This window comes from Pseudarthrobacter sulfonivorans, from assembly GCF_001484605.1.
GTDB lineage: Bacteria > Actinomycetota > Actinomycetes > Actinomycetales > Micrococcaceae > Arthrobacter > Arthrobacter sulfonivorans_A.
In genome coordinates this window covers 4,103,295-4,120,175 of sequence record NZ_CP013747.1, presented here as the reverse complement: position 1 = coordinate 4,120,175, position 16,881 = coordinate 4,103,295, and the positions used below count along the sequence as shown (strand labels likewise).

The 16,881-nt window shown below is 66.0% G+C and carries 13 protein-coding genes and 1 tRNA gene; 6 read left to right on the top strand and 8 right to left on the bottom strand.

The annotated features are described in order from the left end of the window. Nucleotides 1-52 precede the first annotated feature (52 nt). The 6 genes from rho to argS form a co-directional block, all read right to left on the bottom strand. On the bottom strand, nucleotides 53-2,332 hold the full coding sequence (gene rho / locus AU252_RS18665) for a transcription termination factor Rho (RefSeq protein ID WP_058932003.1): 2,280 nt from the start codon (nucleotides 2,330-2,332) through the stop codon (nucleotides 53-55). Nucleotides 2,333-2,628: 296 nt separating this feature from the next. Beyond that, complete coding sequence (gene thrB / locus AU252_RS18660) at nucleotides 2,629-3,603, bottom strand: homoserine kinase (protein ID WP_058932002.1); 975 nt, start codon at nucleotides 3,601-3,603, stop codon at nucleotides 2,629-2,631. 2 nt (nucleotides 3,604-3,605) lie between these two features. Continuing rightward, nucleotides 3,606-4,712, bottom strand: coding sequence for a threonine synthase (thrC, locus tag AU252_RS18655; protein WP_056349448.1), 1,107 nt, complete (start codon nucleotides 4,710-4,712; stop codon nucleotides 3,606-3,608). Continuing rightward, the gene (locus AU252_RS18650; protein WP_058932001.1) at nucleotides 4,713-6,029 is read right to left on the bottom strand and encodes a homoserine dehydrogenase; all 1,317 of its coding nucleotides are present in this window, start codon (nucleotides 6,027-6,029) and stop codon (nucleotides 4,713-4,715) included. It abuts the gene before it with no gap. Continuing rightward, complete coding sequence (lysA, locus tag AU252_RS18645; RefSeq protein ID WP_058933051.1) at nucleotides 6,022-7,527, bottom strand: diaminopimelate decarboxylase; 1,506 nt, start codon at nucleotides 7,525-7,527, stop codon at nucleotides 6,022-6,024. The genes AU252_RS18650 and lysA overlap by 8 nt, the downstream gene beginning before the upstream one ends. A gap of 5 nt (nucleotides 7,528-7,532) precedes the next feature. Then, entirely contained in the window at nucleotides 7,533-9,182 is a 1,650-nt protein-coding gene (gene argS / locus AU252_RS18640; RefSeq protein WP_058932000.1) for an arginine--tRNA ligase, read from the bottom strand. 171 nt (nucleotides 9,183-9,353) lie between these two features. On the opposite strand from argS, the gene AU252_RS18635 reads away from it, so the two are divergent. The 4 genes from AU252_RS18635 (at nucleotide 9,354) to AU252_RS18620 (ending at nucleotide 12,407) form a co-directional block, all read left to right on the top strand. Continuing rightward, nucleotides 9,354-9,827, top strand: coding sequence for an FMN-binding protein (locus AU252_RS18635; RefSeq protein ID WP_058931999.1), 474 nt, complete (start codon nucleotides 9,354-9,356; stop codon nucleotides 9,825-9,827). Between the two features lie 3 nt (nucleotides 9,828-9,830). Further along, nucleotides 9,831-10,697: an FAD:protein FMN transferase gene (locus AU252_RS18630; protein WP_058931998.1), complete on the top strand. Its 867-nt coding sequence runs from the start codon at nucleotides 9,831-9,833 to the stop codon at nucleotides 10,695-10,697. After that, nucleotides 10,694-12,256, top strand: coding sequence for a ferredoxin--NADP reductase (locus AU252_RS18625; protein ID WP_058931997.1), 1,563 nt, complete (start codon nucleotides 10,694-10,696; stop codon nucleotides 12,254-12,256). Before AU252_RS18630 ends, AU252_RS18625 begins: the two co-directional genes overlap by 4 nt. Before the next feature lie 78 nt (nucleotides 12,257-12,334). Beyond that, a tRNA-Arg gene (locus AU252_RS18620) sits at nucleotides 12,335-12,407 on the top strand. Between the two features lie 264 nt (nucleotides 12,408-12,671). On the opposite strand, the gene AU252_RS18615 is transcribed toward AU252_RS18620, so the two are convergent. Continuing rightward, complete coding sequence (locus AU252_RS18615) at nucleotides 12,672-14,162, bottom strand: HNH endonuclease signature motif containing protein (RefSeq protein WP_083510474.1); 1,491 nt, start codon at nucleotides 14,160-14,162, stop codon at nucleotides 12,672-12,674. Nucleotides 14,163-14,386: 224 nt separating this feature from the next. Between AU252_RS18615 and AU252_RS18610 the strand changes: the two genes are divergently transcribed. After that, complete coding sequence (locus tag AU252_RS18610; RefSeq protein WP_058931995.1) at nucleotides 14,387-15,445, top strand: M4 family metallopeptidase; 1,059 nt, start codon at nucleotides 14,387-14,389, stop codon at nucleotides 15,443-15,445. 60 nt (nucleotides 15,446-15,505) lie between these two features. Beyond that, nucleotides 15,506-15,829 (top strand): protealysin inhibitor emfourin, encoded by a 324-nt coding sequence (locus tag AU252_RS18605; protein ID WP_058931994.1) that lies wholly within the window; start codon nucleotides 15,506-15,508, stop codon nucleotides 15,827-15,829. A 12-nt stretch (nucleotides 15,830-15,841) separates the two neighbouring features. Here AU252_RS18605 and AU252_RS18600 read toward each other — a convergent pair whose 3' ends face one another. Next, nucleotides 15,842-16,810 carry a GlxA family transcriptional regulator gene (locus tag AU252_RS18600; protein ID WP_058931993.1) on the bottom strand — a complete coding sequence of 323 codons (969 nt, stop codon included), beginning with the start codon at nucleotides 16,808-16,810 and terminating at the stop codon, nucleotides 15,842-15,844. Nucleotides 16,811-16,881 lie beyond the last annotated feature (71 nt).

Below are 16,881 nucleotides of genomic sequence, written 5' to 3'. Positions count from 1 at the left end.
CGCCCAAAACATGCCGGCCATCAGGCCGGCATGTTTTGAGCGGTGAGCGTAGCTACTTGTCGTTATCCGACTTCGCGCCAAGCGTTGTCTTCTGGACCTGCATGAGGAACTCGACGTTGCTCTGGGTCTCCCGGATCTTGTTGGTCAGCAGCTCAAGGCTCTGCTGCGTTTCGAGTCCGGAAAGGACGCGGCGCAGCTTCCACATGATCTTGACTTCCTCGGGGGAAAGCAGGTTCTCTTCGCGGCGGGTACCGGACGCGTTGACGTCCACGGCCGGGAAGATGCGCTTGTCCGCCAGCTGGCGGGACAGGCGGAGCTCCATGTTGCCGGTGCCCTTGAACTCTTCGAAGATGACCTCGTCCATCTTGGAACCGGTCTCCACGAGCGCGGTTGCCAGGATGGTCAGCGAGCCACCGTTTTCGATATTGCGGGCTGCACCGAAGAAGCGCTTCGGCGGGTACAGCGCGGCAGAGTCGACACCACCGGACAGGATACGGCCGGAGGCCGGTGCTGCCAGGTTGTAGGCGCGGCCCAGGCGGGTCATGGAGTCCAGGAGGACCACCACGTCCATACCCATTTCCACGAGGCGCTTGGCGCGTTCGATGGAGAGCTCGGCCACGGTGGTGTGGTCATCGGCGGGACGGTCGAAGGTGGAGGCAATGACCTCACCCTTGACGGTGCGCTGCATGTCCGTCACTTCTTCGGGGCGTTCGTCAACAAGCACCATCATGAGGTGGACCTCAGGATTGTTGGTGGTGATGGCGTTGGCGATGGACTGCAGGATGAGCGTCTTGCCGGCCTTCGGCGGGGAGACGATCAGGCCGCGCTGGCCCTTGCCGATCGGGGCAACCAGGTCGATGACGCGGGGGCCGATCTTCTTGGGATCCGTCTCAAGGCGCAGGCGCTCGGACGGGTACAGCGGAACCAGCTTGGCGAATTCGACGCGGTCCTTGAGCTCTTCCGGCGTCTTGCCGTTGACGGAGGTGACGCGGACCAGGGCGTTGAACTTCTGGCGGGCAGTCTGCTGGCTGCGGTCTTCGCCTTCACGCGGTGCACGGATGGCACCCACGCAGGCGTCGCCCTTGCGCAGGTTGTACTTCTTGACCTGGGCCAGGGAGACGTAAACGTCGTTCGGACCCGGCAGGTAACCGGAGGTGCGGATGAACGCGTAGTTCTCCAGCACGTCCAGGATGCCGGCGACGGGCAGCAGGACGTCGTCCTCGGTGACCTCGACGTCGTCGACGTCCGGTCCCTGGGTGCGTCCCCGACGGCGGTCGTTGCGGTCGCGGAAGCGGTCGTTACGCGAGTTGTCCCGGCTGTCCTGGCCGCCACCGGAGCGGTCGCTCCGGTCATTGCGGTCGTTCCGGTCGCGGCGGTTGCGGCGGTTCCGGCGGCTGCCGCCGTCGGAATCGTCGTTGTCGCGGGTATTGTCGCGGCTGTCATCGCGACGGGCACCGTCACGCTGACCGGCGTCACGGCTGCCTGCGTTGTCGCGGCCACCATCGGTGGTCTCGCGGGCAGTAGTTTCACGCGCGGTCGTGTCACGTGCGGTCGTGTCACGTGCCGTGGTGTCACGGGCGGTGGTTTCACGAGCCGTCGTGTCACGTGCCGTGGTGTCACGGGCGCCACGAGTGCGGCCGCTCTCGCGGCGGTCAGCACGCTGGCCGTCGCCGGATTCGGCACCCTGGGTTTCAGTGCGCTGGGATTCAGCCCGCTGGGTTTCGGTGCGGTCAGCCTGGCGCTGTTCAGCGGCGGGCTGCTCGGCCGGAGCCTCAGTGGCTTCTGCCTGCGTTGACGTGGCGGCCGCATCGCCGCGGCGCCGGTTCCGGGTGCGCGGCTGGCGGCGTTCGCCTTCAGCTGCTGCGCCGGCCTCAACGGGCGCTGACGCCGGAGCCTCAACGGGTGCGGCGGCCGGAGCTTCAGTGGCCGTTGCCGCGGCGGGGGCCGCAACTACTCCGTCACTGACAGCGCGGCGGCTGCGTCCACGGCCACGGGCACGAGTCCCCTCAGCGGCCGGGGCCTCCGAGGTTTCGCTGGCGGCAGCCACCGGTGCGGCAGCTGCCGGGGCTACGTGGTTTTCGGTCGCCTTCTCGGCAGCCTTGGCCGGGGCCTTGCTGGCTGACGTGCCTGCGCGATGGGCGGAAATGGCGGTCACCAGATCCCCCTTACGCATGCGGGATCCACCGGAAATCCCCAGCTGGCTGGCAAGTGCCTGCAGCTGGGCGAGCTTGAGGCCGGCGAGGCCACTGCTCTTGGCGGGTGCGGCCGTTGACGATCCGGCAGCAGAAGTTGATGGTTCCACAGCTGAAGACAGCTCAGTGGTTTCGGTCACGAAGGATCCTTCCCCCTCGACGGCGTCCAGACTGGGAGCTGGACGCGATGATTTGATCTGGGCTGCAGTTCAGATCTGCAGCCGCATTTTCGGTCTTGCCGGTTGGATTTCGGCCAGCAGGGCCGGATACTGATTCACCTCACGCACCGATTAATGGCGGGGCGCTGGGCTGACGATTCAGGGGCAGACAATTCAGCTGCAGATTCCTGCGACAGACCAAGCAGGCGGCACCGGAAAATATTGCGCAGTAGGAGATCACTAACAACTGAATGCAGCTGCCGATCAGATAGGCGGAATTACCGCCGGTGCAAGTCCACCTTAGCACCTTCGACGTCTACTGCCAGCTTCAGCACGCGCCAGCCGATGCCCGGCGTGTTCGCCTCTGTAAAGGACTCAATAAACCCAAGGACCTCGGCGGCTTCGGCTTCGCCGTCAGCGAGAACCAGGACCGTCGGTCCGGCACCCGAAACCACTGCCGCGTGGCCCGAGTTGCGCAGTGCCCTGATGAGAGACGCGCTGGGCGGCATCGCCTCGGCCCGGTAGCTCTGGTGCAGGTAATCCTCCGTGCCGGCGTGCAGGAACTCGGGCTTCTGGGTCAGCGCATGGATCAGCAGCGCCGCCCGGCCGGAGTTCATGGCTGCCGCATGATGGCCCACAGACGCCGGCAGCAGAGCGCGCGCGGCCTCGGTGGACAATTCAAAATCGGGGACGGCCACGATGGGAATCACGGAACCGGCCACGGTAGCGCACGTGCTGCTGTACCGGTCACTGTCCTGCCATGACAGCGCCAGTCCGCCGAAAATCGCGGGCGCGACGTTGTCCGGATGGCCTTCCATCTCGCTGGTCAACTGCAGGATCCAGTCCCGCCCGCGACGCGCCGCTTCGGGCACCATGGCATTGGCGGCCGAGACGGCCGCCACCACTGCCGACGCCGATGATCCCAGGCCCCGGCCATGGGGGTTGACGTTCGTCGCCGTGATCCTGAGGCCGCCGTGCCGGTAACCAAGCCGGGAAAAGGCAGCCTCCATCGCCCTGACCACCAGGTGACTGGCGTCCTGCGGCAGCGTGTCCGCCCCCTCGCCGCTGAGCTCGAAAACGAGTTCAGCGGATTCGAGGCTTTCCACCGTCAGGGTGTCATGCAGTGCCAGGGCGAGGCCCAGGCTGTCGTAACCCGGTCCGAGGTTGGCGCTGGTGGCCGGGACCCTGACGGTGACGCGCTGGCCTGCTTCGATGACGGGCAGGTCAACGGCGGTGGGCGAGGTGGTTTTCAAGGCTACTTTTCTTCCAGTCCCAGTTCAGCTGCGACTGTCACGACGTCGTTCGAGACCTTGACCGGCTGCACTTCACTGCCGTCCTCGGTCCGGAGGGCCCACTGGGGGTCCTTGAGGCCGTGGCCGGTCACGGTGATGACGATGGTCTTGCCGGTCGGAACTTCACCGGCGGCGTGCTTCTTGAGCAGTCCGGCCACACCGGCGGCGGAGCCGGGCTCCACAAAAACGCCTTCGCGGGCGGACAGCCAGCGGTGGGCATCCAGGATCTGTTCGTCAGTCACGGCGTCGATGAATCCGCCGGACTCGTCACGGGCCGCGATGGCACCGTCCCAGGATGCCGGGTTGCCGATCCGGATGGCAGTGGCGATGGTGTCCGGTTCCGTGATGGGGTGCCCTGCCACGAACGGTGCCGCGCCGGCGGCCTGGAAGCCCCACATCTGGGGGGTTTTGGTGGACACGGCGGGCAGGGTTCCGGCGGTTTCGGATTCGAACGGCGCCGAGTACTCCTTGTAGCCCTTCCAGTACGCCGTGATGTTGCCGGCGTTGCCTACGGGCAGGACATGGATGTCCGGAGCATCGCCGAGCGAATCAACAATCTCAAACGCGCCCGTCTTCTGGCCCTGGATGCGGGCCGGGTTCACGGAGTTGACCAGGAACACCGGATAGGACTCCCCCAGCTTCCGTGCAATGTCCAGGCAGTTATCGAAGTTGCCGTCCACCTGGAGCAGCGTGGCGCCGTGCGCGATGGCCTGGCTCAGCTTGCCCATGGAGATCTTGCCTTCGGGGACCAGCACGGCGCATTTCAGTCCCGCTGCGGTGGCGTAGGCCGCGGCGGAGGCTGAGGTGTTGCCGGTTGACGCGCACACCACGGCCTTGGCACCGGACGCGACGGCGGCCGTCATGGCCATGGTCATACCGCGGTCCTTGAACGACCCGGTGGGGTTCATCCCCTCGACCTTCAGGTACACCGTGGAGCCGGTGAGCTCGGAGAGCTTCTGCGCGTGGACCAGCGGAGTGCCGCCTTCGCCCAGCGTGATGACCCTGGTGGATTCCGTTACGGGCAGCCGGTCAGCGTATTCGCGGATAACGCCGCGCCATTGGTGAGCCACTTAGACTCCTTCTACCCGCAGAACGGATGTCACTGAATTGATGACGTCCAGGCCCTTGACGGCCTCGACGGTGGCTGCGAGGGCAGCCTCTGATGCGCGGTGGGTAACGATCCGCAATTCGGCAGACTCCACGTTGGACTCTGCGTCCCGGTGGATGGTCTGCCGCATGATTTCGATGGACACGCCGTGCTCCGCAAAGAGCTGGGCGATCCTGGCCAGCACGCCGGGCTGGTCAGCGACGTCCAGGCCGATGTAGTAGCTGGTGATGGCTGAGTCGATGGGCAGGGCCGGGACGTGGCCGGTGGTGGTCTCCGTGCGTCCGGGTCCGCCCAGCACAATGCGGCGGGCGGCCGAGACAAGGTCACCCAACACGGCGGACGCCGTCGGAGTTCCGCCGGCACCCTGGCCGTAGAACATCAGCTCGCCGGCGTTTTCCGCCTCGATGAAGACCGCATTGAACGCGCCACGAACGGCGGCCAGCGGGTGCTCCCGCGGCAGCAGCGTGGGGTGCACGCGCACGGAAACGCCTTCGCCGCCGTCGGCATCCGTGAGCTTTTCGGCGATGGCCAGCAGTTTGATGACAAATCCGGCGTCCTTGGCTGCGGCGATGTCCGCCGCGCTGACGGACGTGATGCCTTCACAGTGCACGTTCTCCAGGGCGAAGCGGGTGTGGAAGGACAGCGACGCGAGAATGGCGGCCTTGGAGGCGGCGTCGTGGCCTTCGACGTCGGCGGTGGGGTCAGCTTCGGCGTAGCCAAGGCGCTGGGCCTCGGCGAGGGCGTCAGCGAACTGCGCGCCGGTGGAGTCCATCTGGTCCAGGATGAAGTTGGTGGTGCCGTTGACGATACCCAGCACGCGGGTGATGCGGTCTCCGGCCAGGCTGTCCCGGATGAGGCGCAGGATGGGGATGGCACCGGCTACGGCGGCTTCGTAGGACAGCTGCACGCCGGCTTTGTCGGCCTCTTCGTAGAGGGTGGGGCCGTCCTGGGCGAGCAGGGCCTTGTTGCCGGTGACAACACAGGCGCCATTGCGCAGCGCGGAGAGGATCAGCGTGCGGGCAGGCTCGATCCCGCCCATGAGCTCGATCACCAGGTCGGCGTCCTTGACCAGGGTGTCGGCGTCGGTGGTGAAGAGGTCCTGCGGCAGGTCCACATCCCGCTTGGCATTGACGTTGCGCACCGCGATGCCGCTGAGCTGCAGGCGGGCCCCGGTACGGGCGGCAAGGGCGTCGGCGTCCTCAATGAGAATCCGCGCAACCTGGGCCCCAACGTTGCCACAGCCCAGCAGGGCCACTTTCAGGGTTCGCAATTCAGTCATTCGGCACTCCCATGTCGCGGTTAAGCAGATCTTCTTCGGTTTCCCCGCGGACAATCAGCCGGGCAGATCCGCCGCGCACCGCGACAACGCCCGGCCGGGCCAGATAGTTGTAGTTGCTTGACAGGGCCCAGCAGTAGGCGCCGGTCCCCGGTACAGCAAGCAGATCACCGGCTGCCACGTCCTCGGGCAGATATACATCTCTAACAACTATGTCGCCGCTCTCGCAATGTTTGCCCACTACGCGGGACAGCTGCGCGGACGCGGCGGACGTGCGGGAGGCCAGAATCGCCGAATAATCCGCGTCGTAGAGCACCGGGCGGGCGTTATCACTCATGCCGCCGTCCACTGACACATACCGGCGCGGATGCGTAACGTTCTCCTCGGCCTCTGAATCGCCCGGCGCGTCGACGCGGACAGTTTTCAGGGTACCCACCTCGTACAACGTGAAGGTGGTGCTGCCTACGATGGCGCGTCCGGGTTCGATGGAAATCCGGGGTGACGTGATCCCGAGCTCGGCGCAGGTGGAACGCACGACGGCGGCCATCGCCTGCGCGATCTCGGCTGCGGGGCGGGGAGTGTCCACCGGGGTGTAGGCAATGCCGTAGCCGCCGCCGAGGTCCAGCTCGGGCATCACGATGGAGTACTTTTCCTGCATGGCAGCGTGGAAACGCAGGAGCTTCTGCGCCGCGAGCTCAAAGCCGTCCGGCTCGAAGATCTGCGAGCCGATGTGGCAGTGCAGGCCCAGCAGTTCGATGCTGGCGTATCCCGTGGCCGCAGCCACGGCTTCCTCCGCTGCTGACAGTCCGGCCTGCTCGGTGGAATCCCCGGCCATGGAGAGACCGAACTTCTGGTCCTCGTGGGCGGTGGCGATGAACTCGTGGGTGTGCGCGTGGACGCCGGGAGTCAGGCGCAGCATAACGTTGGCAATTTCGCCGCGGTCCGAGGCGATTTTGGCAACGCGGTCCAGCTCATCGAGGCTGTCCACCACGATTCTTCCCAGCTTCATATCCAGCGCCCGGTTGATCTCGGCGTCGGATTTGTTGTTGCCGTGCAGGCCCAGGTTTTCGCCCTTGATGCCGGCCCGGGCCGCCACCGCGAGCTCGCCGCCGGAACACGTGTCCAGCCGGAGTCCCTCGTCTGCCACCCAGGCGGCTACGGCGGTGCACAGGAAGGACTTGCCCGCGTAGTAGACGTCCACTCCCCCGCAGATGTCGGCAAACGCGGCATCAAAGGCGTCCTTGAAGGAACGTGCGCGGGCCCGGAAGTCTGTCTCGCTCATCACAAAGAGCGGCGTGCCGAACTGCGCCTTGAGCTCGCTGACGGCGATGCCATCGATGGCGAGCTCACCGGCGTCGTTCTTCCGCACATCCTGCGCCCACATGGGCTCGTGGAGCGCATTCAGGTCCGCGGGAACGGCGAGCCACTCGGGAGCCAGCGGGGATCCGCTGTTGGTGTCCTGTGCTGACACCTTCTGCGTCGAAATTTCCTGTGCCGACATCAGTTTCACATCCGTTCCGGTGCGGACACGCCCAGCAGGTCCAGTCCGTTAGCCAGCACCTGGCTGGTGGCGTCGTTCAGCCACAGGCGCGTGCGGTTAACGTCGGTCACCGGTTCGTCACCCATGGGTGCGATGCGGCAGGCGTCGTACCAGCGGTGGTAGGCGCCGGCGATGACCTCAAGATGGCGGGCCACGCGGTGCGGCTCACGCAGTTCCGCGGCCTTGGCCACGATGGACGGGTAGCTGCCAAGGTAGGAGAGCAATTCGTTTTCTGTAGCATGGTCCAGCAGGGAGGCCTCGAACGCGCTGCGGTCCACGCCTGCAGCCACGGCGTTGCGGGCCGCGCCGCGGGTACGCGCATGGGCGTACTGGACGTAGAAGACCGGGTTCTCGTTGCTGTGCTTCTTCAGCAGATCGGGATCCAGGGTGAGCGGGGAATCCGCCGGGAAGCGGGCCAGAGAGTACCGCACGGCGTCCTTGCCCAGCCAGTCGATAAGGTCCTTGAGCTCGATGATGTTGCCGGCACGCTTGGACAGCTTGGCGCCGTTAACAGACACCAACTGGCCGATCAGCACCTCGATGTTCACCTCGGGATCATCGCCCGCACAGGCCGCAATGGCCTTGAGGCGGTTGATGTAACCATGGTGGTCCGCGCCCAGGAGGTAGATCTTTTCGGTAAAGCCGCGGTCCTTCTTGGAGAGGTAGTACGCGGCGTCCGCGGCAAAGTAGGTGGGTTCGCCGTTCGCGCGGATCATCACGCGGTCCTTGTCGTCCCCGAAGTCCGTGGTGCGCAACCAGACCGCACCGCCGTCGTCGAACACGTGGCCCTGCTCGCGAAGGCGGGCGACGGCACTTTCGATGTGGCCGGCGTCGTGCAGTTCCTGTTCCGAGAAGTAGACGTCAAACGCAACGCCAAAATCGGCAAGGGTGTCCTTGATGTCCTTCATCTGGGCCTTGTAGGCGGCGGCGCGGATGACAGGAAGTGCGGCGACCTCGGTGAGTTCCCGGATGTCGGGGTGCTGGGTGAGGACGTCGTGGCCGAGGTCGGCGATGTACTGGCCCGGGTAGCCGCCGTCCGGCACCGGAAGTCCATGCAGCCGCGAGTAAACAGAGTTCGCGAACACGTTCATCTGCGAACCGGCATCGTTGATGTAGTACTCGGCGGTGACCTCCGCGCCCGAAGCACGCAGCACACGTGCGATGGCATCGCCCAAGGCTGCCCAGCGGGTGTGGCCGATGTGCAGCGGACCGGTGGGGTTCGCCGACACAAATTCCATATTCACCACGTGGCCGGCGAGCGTGGTGGTGGTGCCGTAGTCACGTCCGGCTTCCACGATGGCCTTCGCCAGGGCACCCGCTGCGGCGGCGTCCACAGTGATGTTCAGGAAGCCCGGGCCGGCGATATCCACGGCAGCGACGCCGTTGATGGACTTCAGCCGGGCGCTCAGGACGGTGGCGAATTCTCGCGGGTTGGTGCCGGCCTGCTTGGACAGCTGGAGGGCGATGCTGGTGGCCCAGTCGCCGTGCTCCCGGTTCTTCGGTCGCTCCACGCGCACCTCATCAGGGACAGCTGATGCGGAAAGCGCGATTTCGCCAGCGGCGACGGCGTCTTTCAGGCAGGCGGATATGGCGAGGGAGAGTTCTTCGGGAGTCACCCCTCTAGCCTACCGGGGGCCGCCACCGGGACGAATTTGGGGGTGGTGCGTGACTGGTTCCGGACTACTTTTCCTCACAGCGGACGCAATGCTGATTCACAGGGTGAACCATTACGCTGAATCCGACGTTGAGTACAGCGTAAGCACCCAGCCCACGAAACGAGCCCCATCATGAGACCGTCAGTCCGCAAGAGTGTTTTCGTCGGCATCGCCGGCCTGTCCCTCGCTGGAACGGTGGCCGGCTGCGCGCCGTCGGCCACGCCCGCGGTGCCCGCTGCGACTTCCGACAGCACGTCCGGCGCCACCACGGCCCCTTCCGGCACGGCATCATCGCCGGCCAGCAGCGCCTCCCTCTACCAGGACGGCACCTACAGCGCTGACGGCACCTATGTTTCCCCCAACGGGACCGAAACCGTGGGGGTTGAGCTGACGCTCGCCGCGGGCACGGTCACGGCCGTGAACATCACCCAGCACCCCTCGAACCCCAACACCCGGAAGTTCCAGGGCGAATTCGCGGGCGGGATCGCAGCGCAGGTTGTGGGCAAGAGCATCGACGAACTCAACGTCTCCAAGGTGGCAGGATCCTCGCTCACCAGCGGCGGCTTCAACCAGGCCCTGGACAAGATCAAGGCCGAGGCCCAGTAGGCCGTGCCGGACCCGGAGGACTTCCGCTTCGACGGGATCGGAACCCGTTGGGAAATCTCCACCCCGCGTCCGCTTGACGCCAGCGTCCGTGCCCGGCTGCTCGCCTTGGTGGAACGGTACGACGGCGACTGGTCTCGGTTTAGGTCCGATTCGACCGTCGGTGCCATGGCCCGCCAGCCCGGGCGGTACGAGCTGCCGCCGGAAGCGGCGGACCTTGGCCGGCTGTACCGGTCGCTGTATGAGGTCACCGGCGGTGCAATGACGCCGCTGATCGGCGGCAGCCTGGAGCGCCTCGGGTACGACGCCGCCTATTCCCTGCGGCCGGCAGGGAACGCGCTTCCGGCACCCCACTGGGAGGACGTCCTGACGTGGGACGGCAATGTGCTGACCACCACCGCTCCCCTGGTCCTGGACATCGGTGCCACCGGTAAGGGGCAGCTGGTGGACCTTCTCGCTATTGAGCTCCGCTCCTGCGGCGTGGACTCCTTCGTGATTGATGCCAGCGGCGACCTGCTGCACCGCGGGCCTGATCCGGTCTCCGTGGCGTTGGAGCACCCGTACGATCCGGCGAGGGCCATCGGGACCGTGCCGCTGGCAGGCGGCGCCTTGTGCGCGTCAGCCTCAAACCGACGGGCGTGGGGCGACGGCCTGCACCATGTGCTCGATGGGAAAACGGGGCTGCCTGTCCGCAGGGCGGTCGCCACGTGGACCATGGCAGAAAGCACCATGGTTGCCGATGCCCTGGCCACCGCCCTGTTCTTTGTCCCCGGCAAAGAGCTGGAACGGAGCTTCGACTTTTCCTGGCTGACGGTTTTTTCTGATGGAAGCGCTGCCTACTCGGCCGGATTTGAAGGGACACTGTTCTCATGAGCCCCGTTGACGCCCCCAAGGCAACTGCCGTTTTCACTGCCGGCCGGCTGGACACGCTGTTGGGCAAGTACACGATGTACCGGCTGATCCTGCTGGTGCTGGCAGCCCTTGCCGCGTACAGCCTCCTGCTGAATGCCCTTGGCTGGCTGACGTTCGGCATCCCGCAGATGCTCGTCCACCTGGTGCTGTGCCTTGGCCTGACGTACGTGTCCAACCGCGGGCTGGCTGCCCTTTTCCACGTCCGCCCGCATTCCGAGTCGTCGCTGATCACCGGCCTGCTGCTGTATTTCCTGTTCTGGCCCTCGTTTATGCCCCTGGATATTGCGGGGGTGGCACTGGCCTGTGTGCTGGCCTCCGCCTCGAAATACGCGCTGGCCTGGCGCGGCCGGCATATCTTCAACCCTGCCGCCGCCGGGGCGTTTGTGACCGGGCTGACTGGCCTGAACATCGCGACGTGGTGGGCGGCGACCCCTGCCATGCTGTGGCTGCTGGTCCCGGGCGTCCTCCTGGTGCTCTACCGGACGCGTAAGTTGCTCATGGCGGCCGTGTTCCTTGTGGTTGCCACATCAATTGTGAGCGCTGAGCTGCTGCAGGCGGGGCTTACCCTGGGCAGCGCACTCTGGCAGGCCCTGGCGCAGCGGCCGCTGCTGTTCTTCGTCGGCTTTATGCTGACGGAGCCGCTCACCCTCGCTCCGCGCCGCTGGCAGCAGCTCGCGCTCGCCGCACTGGTTGGTGTGGTGTTCGCGGTGCCGTACAACTTCGGCTTCATCGCCAACTCGCCGGAACTGGCCCTGCTGGTCGGCAACCTGCTGGCGTTTCTCCTGGGCCAGCGCGGCGGGCTCAGGCTCCGGTTCGCTGGCTCCCGCCCTCTGACGCCCAGCACCACAGAGTTCGCCTTTGAACCGTCCCGGCCCGTCCGGTTTGTGCCGGGGCAGTACATGGAACTGGATCTGCCGCACGCCAAGTCTGACGGTAAAGGCCGACGCCGGGTGTTCAGTTTGACCAGTGCACCCGGTTCGGAGACGGTGAAGTTTGGCGTCCGGACGGCGGAGCCCCTGTCCGCGGCGAAGAAAGTCCTGCTGGACCTGAAGCCTGGTGATGAGGTGGCCGCCACGTCCGTGGGCGGAGATTTTGTCCTGCCCCGCGATCCCCGGGCCCCCGTCCTTCTGATCGCCGCGGGCATCGGTATCACGCCCTATCTTGCTCATCTGGCTTCCGGCGCCGCGCAGGACCGGGACGTGGTCCTCCTCCTGCTGGCGCGCAACGCTGGTGAAATTGCCTACGCGGCCGAGCTGCAGGTGTCCGGGGCGCGCATCCTGGCACGCCTCGCTGACGGTTCGGTCCCGCCGTCGTTCATCACCGATGCCGGGACGCTGGAATCCGGGGGCGCTGCAGCTGGCGCCCGGCTGGACGGAGATTCCCTGAAGGCCCTCGTTCCCGACATTGCCGGCCGCGCTGTCTACATCTCCGGGTCGCCTGCGAGCGTCGCATCGCTGCGCCGTGCAGCACATAAGGCCGGCTCGCGCCGGGTGCACGTGGACTCTTTTTCGGGCTACTGAACAGGGCCGTTTTTCCTTGCAGGCACCTTCCTGCTAAGCTCTAGGACGTCCCGCTGGCAACGGCAGGATCCCTGGATTGCCCTCGTAGCTCAGGGGATAGAGCGTCTGCCTCCGGAGCAGAAGGTCGTTGGTTCGATTCCAATCGAGGGCACATATGAAACCCCCGCCGCTTGCAAAAGCGGCGGGGGTTTCTGCGTTCCTCCCCACAGGCGCGAGCGGACACTTGAGGCCCCCCGAGCTGGCGCGGCCAGACGCTTGAGGCCCTACAGACCTGGCGCGGGCGGACACCGGCCGCATGTTTATTGCGACGCGGCTGTGGAACCCCGGTTTATTGCGGCGTGGCTGTGGCACTCCGGCTTGTCGTACTCCGCGGCTGACGCTGCGCCTCAATACCAAGCCCGCGACATGGCCCGCGCTAAGGCGGCGTGGTGCACAAGGCTCCTGTTGTTTCCGGCGCTGGCAACGTCGGTGGTTCCCAGTCGGGGTGTTCGCTGGCGTAGTGCCGTCCGGTGGGAGATATCCAGCCGGGTGGTTCGTTCTTGGTGGCCGTGGTGGGTTTCCAGGCGCTGGTGTGTTTGAGTCGGTGGTGTTTGTGGCAGGGCTGGCCGAGGTTGCTGATCCCGGTGGTGCCGCCGTGGGCCCAGGCGAGGAGGTGGTCCGCTTCGTTGTCGAGGGAGTAGTTGCTGCAGCCAGGGAACGGGCATTTCCCGTCGCGTAGGCGGAGCCATTGGCGCTGGGCTTTCGTGAGCCGGTAGCTGGTCCGCCCGATCTCCAGCGGTGCTCCGTCGCGGGGGTCGACCAGGACGCGGTGGAAGGACTCGGCGCCGTCGGCGATCAGGTGCCGGGCCATGGACGGCGGGATCGGCCCGTACCCGTCGAGCATGGCGGGCTCGTCGGTGAGGCCCAGCAGCGCCATGACCGGGACTGTGATCAGCACCTGGGCCCGCGGTGACGGAACACCGCCGCCCACTGCCGTGCCCGTTGCGCCGCTGCCGCCGGTCACGCCGGCCGTGCCGGTCATGCCAACGGTTTCGCCTGGCACGTCAACGGTTCCGCCGGGCACACCATCTGTTGCGCCTCCCGCGCTGTTGTTGGTGAGGAGCCAGGTGGCGACGGTGTCGGCGCGGAGTTGGCTGAGGGTCCGGTCCTCATGGGGTCCTTGGAGGGCGCGGGCTGCGGTGGTGGTACGGTCCCAGATCCCCGCGGCCTGATCGGCAGGGAGGTAGGCGGAGAGCCAGGCCATCCCGTCCCGGTCCGGGGAGTACTCCACCCGTCGGTCCGCGGCACACCTGGTGTGGCGCCTTTCGATGCTGACCGGATGGTGCCGTTCCCGCCAGGTCCGGGCCTTGTGCCGGAACCTCCCGGGGATGAGCTCACCGGCCGGGCCACGTGCCGGATTCACCACGTGGGGGTCCAGGAAATGTGCCTCCAACGCCTGCGCCCCGGTGGGGTCAAGGTTGGTGGTTTCGTCGACCATGATCCGGGCGTGCTGCCAGGAAATCGTCCCGGCCCGGAGTGCCGAGAACGTCAGCGGCAGGGAAGCGGTCAGCGCGTGCGCCTCCGAGAGCAGGGCACCGGCACTGCGTTCACTGACCGTCAGGGCACAGGCGACCTCCGCGACCACAGCCATCTCCTGCCCGGTGTGGTCCTGCGGCGAATCAGCAGGCCCGGCCAGGGCCTCGGCAGCGGCGCTGTAACCGGCGGCCAGCCAGACCTTCAGGGCGGCACTTTTCGCCTCCAAACGTGAGATCTCCGCCAGCCCGTCCAGGAAACCATCCGCCACCCGTCGCAACGGATCGGCATCCCCGGAACCGGAGGAATAGGCCCCGCCCCGGAGCACCACTGCCAGCTCAGCGAAGGACACCGCAAGTGCCTCCGCCATCGCCACAGCTGCTCTGCTATCCATACCGAAAGCATCCCAGCAGGGTCCGACAATAACCGCGAGGATGAGTCCCTATGTGGATAACTCCGCCGACATCATTTGTAAAGTGCCAGCGGAGCTGGGATGGGGCATAAATGTCCCCTCGCGCACGGGGCCACAACTGTCCGTTCGGGCTGGATTGAGTGCGCCTTCATCAGATTGTCAGCACCCCCTCGTAGGCTGATTCAACGTACTCGAGGGGGTAGGCCATGCACATTCCAGCTACATTCTGTTCCATCATTCCGCCTTACATACTGCGGCGGTTGGCCCGCCTGGACGAGCCTCGGTTTTCTGCCGCCGCGCGGGCCGCCAAGGAAGCGCTCAGCCACGTCCGGTCAGTACAGTCAGCCCGTACCCAGCCGGCTCCGGCTGCTCCCCCGGCACTGCGCGACGTCCGTCCGGGCCCGCCCAACAGGAGCATCTACGATGCCGGCGGATCCGAGATCCTGCCCGGAAAGCTCGTACGCAAGGAAAGCGAACCGGCTTCCGGCGATCAGTCCGCTGATGAGGCGTACGACGGCCTTGGGCACACGCATCGCCTGTTTGCCGACATCTTCGGCCGTAACTCCATCGACGGCCAAGGCCTGCCGCTCGATGCCACGGTGCACTTTGGCAAGCTGTACGACAATGCTTTCTGGGACGGCCGCCAGATGGTCTTCGGCGACGGCGACGGCGAAGTCTTCGAACGTTTTACGCGGTCGCTGAGTGTCATCGGCCACGAACTCATGCACGGTGTCACGCAGTACTCGGCGGGGCTGGCTTACCGCAACCAGGCAGGTGCCATCAACGAATCCATGTCCGACGTTTTCGGCGCGCTCGTGGAGCAGTACCTGAACAGCCAGTCCGTGACCGACGCCAGCTGGCTGATCGGCGAAGGACTTTTCACGCCTCAGGTTGAGGGATCGGCTCTCCGATCCCTGAAGGCCCCGGGCACAGCGTACGACGACGACGTGCTGGGTAAGGACCCCCAGCCGGATTCGATGGACTCGTACGTGCGGACCAGCGCGGACAACGGCGGCGTCCACATCAACTCCGGGATCCCCAACAGGGCCTTCTACCTCACGGCGGAGACCCTGGGCGGCAACGCCTGGGAGGCGCCGGGACGGATCTGGTACGACGCACTGACGGGTGGCTCGCTGCCTGCCACCGCCACCTTCCGCGTCTTCGCGAGGTCGACGGCGGCATCCGCCGTCGACCTGTTCGGCACCGATTCGCCGGAGCATGACGCCGTGCGGCAGGCGTGGGAAACTGTGAAGGTCAAGCTTTAGTTGAATGCCTGCCCGCCGCGAGCCGGCGGCCAGGCTGCAGGAAAGCCCAGGACCCAGGCCATGAAGATCAGTGTGGAGCGCAGCGGCGGCATTGCAGCCCTGACCCGCGTATGGACAGTGCACGCCCAGACCGCGAGCGCCAAAAGCCAGTGGCAACCCATTGTGGAAGCATGCCCTTGGGACGCGGTGCCCAAGACCGTCCGGGCCGCAGCCGCGGAGGTGCACGACAACCAGCCGGACCGATTTATCTATTCGATCCGGGCCGGCCAGCGGCGGGCGGCGCTGCCGGAGCAGGCTGTCACAGGACCATGGCGTGTGCTGGTGGACACCACCCGGGCGGCTTCCGAAGACAAACCCGGGCGGCAGGGTCATGTGCAGGCTTAGCTGTGCTGCCAGCTAGCCTGCCGTAACGAGTTGCCCCCGGAACGCCCGGCGGTAGGACTGCGGGCTGGTGTCCAGCACCTTGGCAAAGTGGTGCCGAAGGAGGACGGGGTGGCCAAAGCCCGATTCCCGGGCAACCTCGTCGATGTTCAGGTCAGTGGATTCCAGCAGCTCCTGCGCCCGGAGGACGCGCTGCGAGTTCAGCCAGGCAGCGGGTGTGGCCCCGGTTTCGGACCGGAAGCGGCGGGCGAAGGTCCTGGCTGACATGTGCACGCGGGACGCCAGCTCCACGACGGTGTGCTCCTGCTCCAGGTTCTGCACCATCCAGCGCAACAACTCTTCCATCGGCGCCGATCCACAGGCTGGCACGGGCCGGTCGATGAACTGAGCCTGGCCACCGTCGCGGTGCGGCGGCACCACCATGTCCCGCGCAATGGCGGCAGCCACATTGGCGCCCAACTCAACGCGCACCAGATGAAGGCAGGCATCAATTCCTGCCGCTGTTCCCGCGCTGGTGATCAGGTTGCCGTCCTGCACATAGAGCACGTTTTCATCGACCTGCACTTCCGGGTACCGGTTTGCGAGTTCATGGGAATAGTGCCAGTGCGTGGTGCAACGCCGCCCGTTCAGCAGACCGGCGCGGGCCAGGGCAAAGGCTCCGGAACAGATGGACATCACCCAGGCTCCGCGGGCATGCGCGGCGCGCAATGCCTCCAGCACGGATTCCGGAACGTCGTCGTCGCGTCCGAAGGGGGTCATGATCACGAGGTCCGCGTCCGCCGTTGCCTCCAATCCCAGCGAAACATTCAAGGAGAGTCCCGATTTCATCCGGACGTTACCGGGTTCGGGTGTGCAGACCCGGAAGTCGAACGCCGGAACGTTGCTGCCGCGTCCTGATCTGTCGATGCCAAAAACCTCGCAGGCGGTGGCGAACTCGAAGACAGAGAAGTTGGGAACTAGGATGACTGCCACTGATTTGAGCATGCTTCCATTATGGCAGAAATTCGAGCTTTTTGGGCATTTCTGCCACTGTTTCTTCACCGCCCACGGGAGCA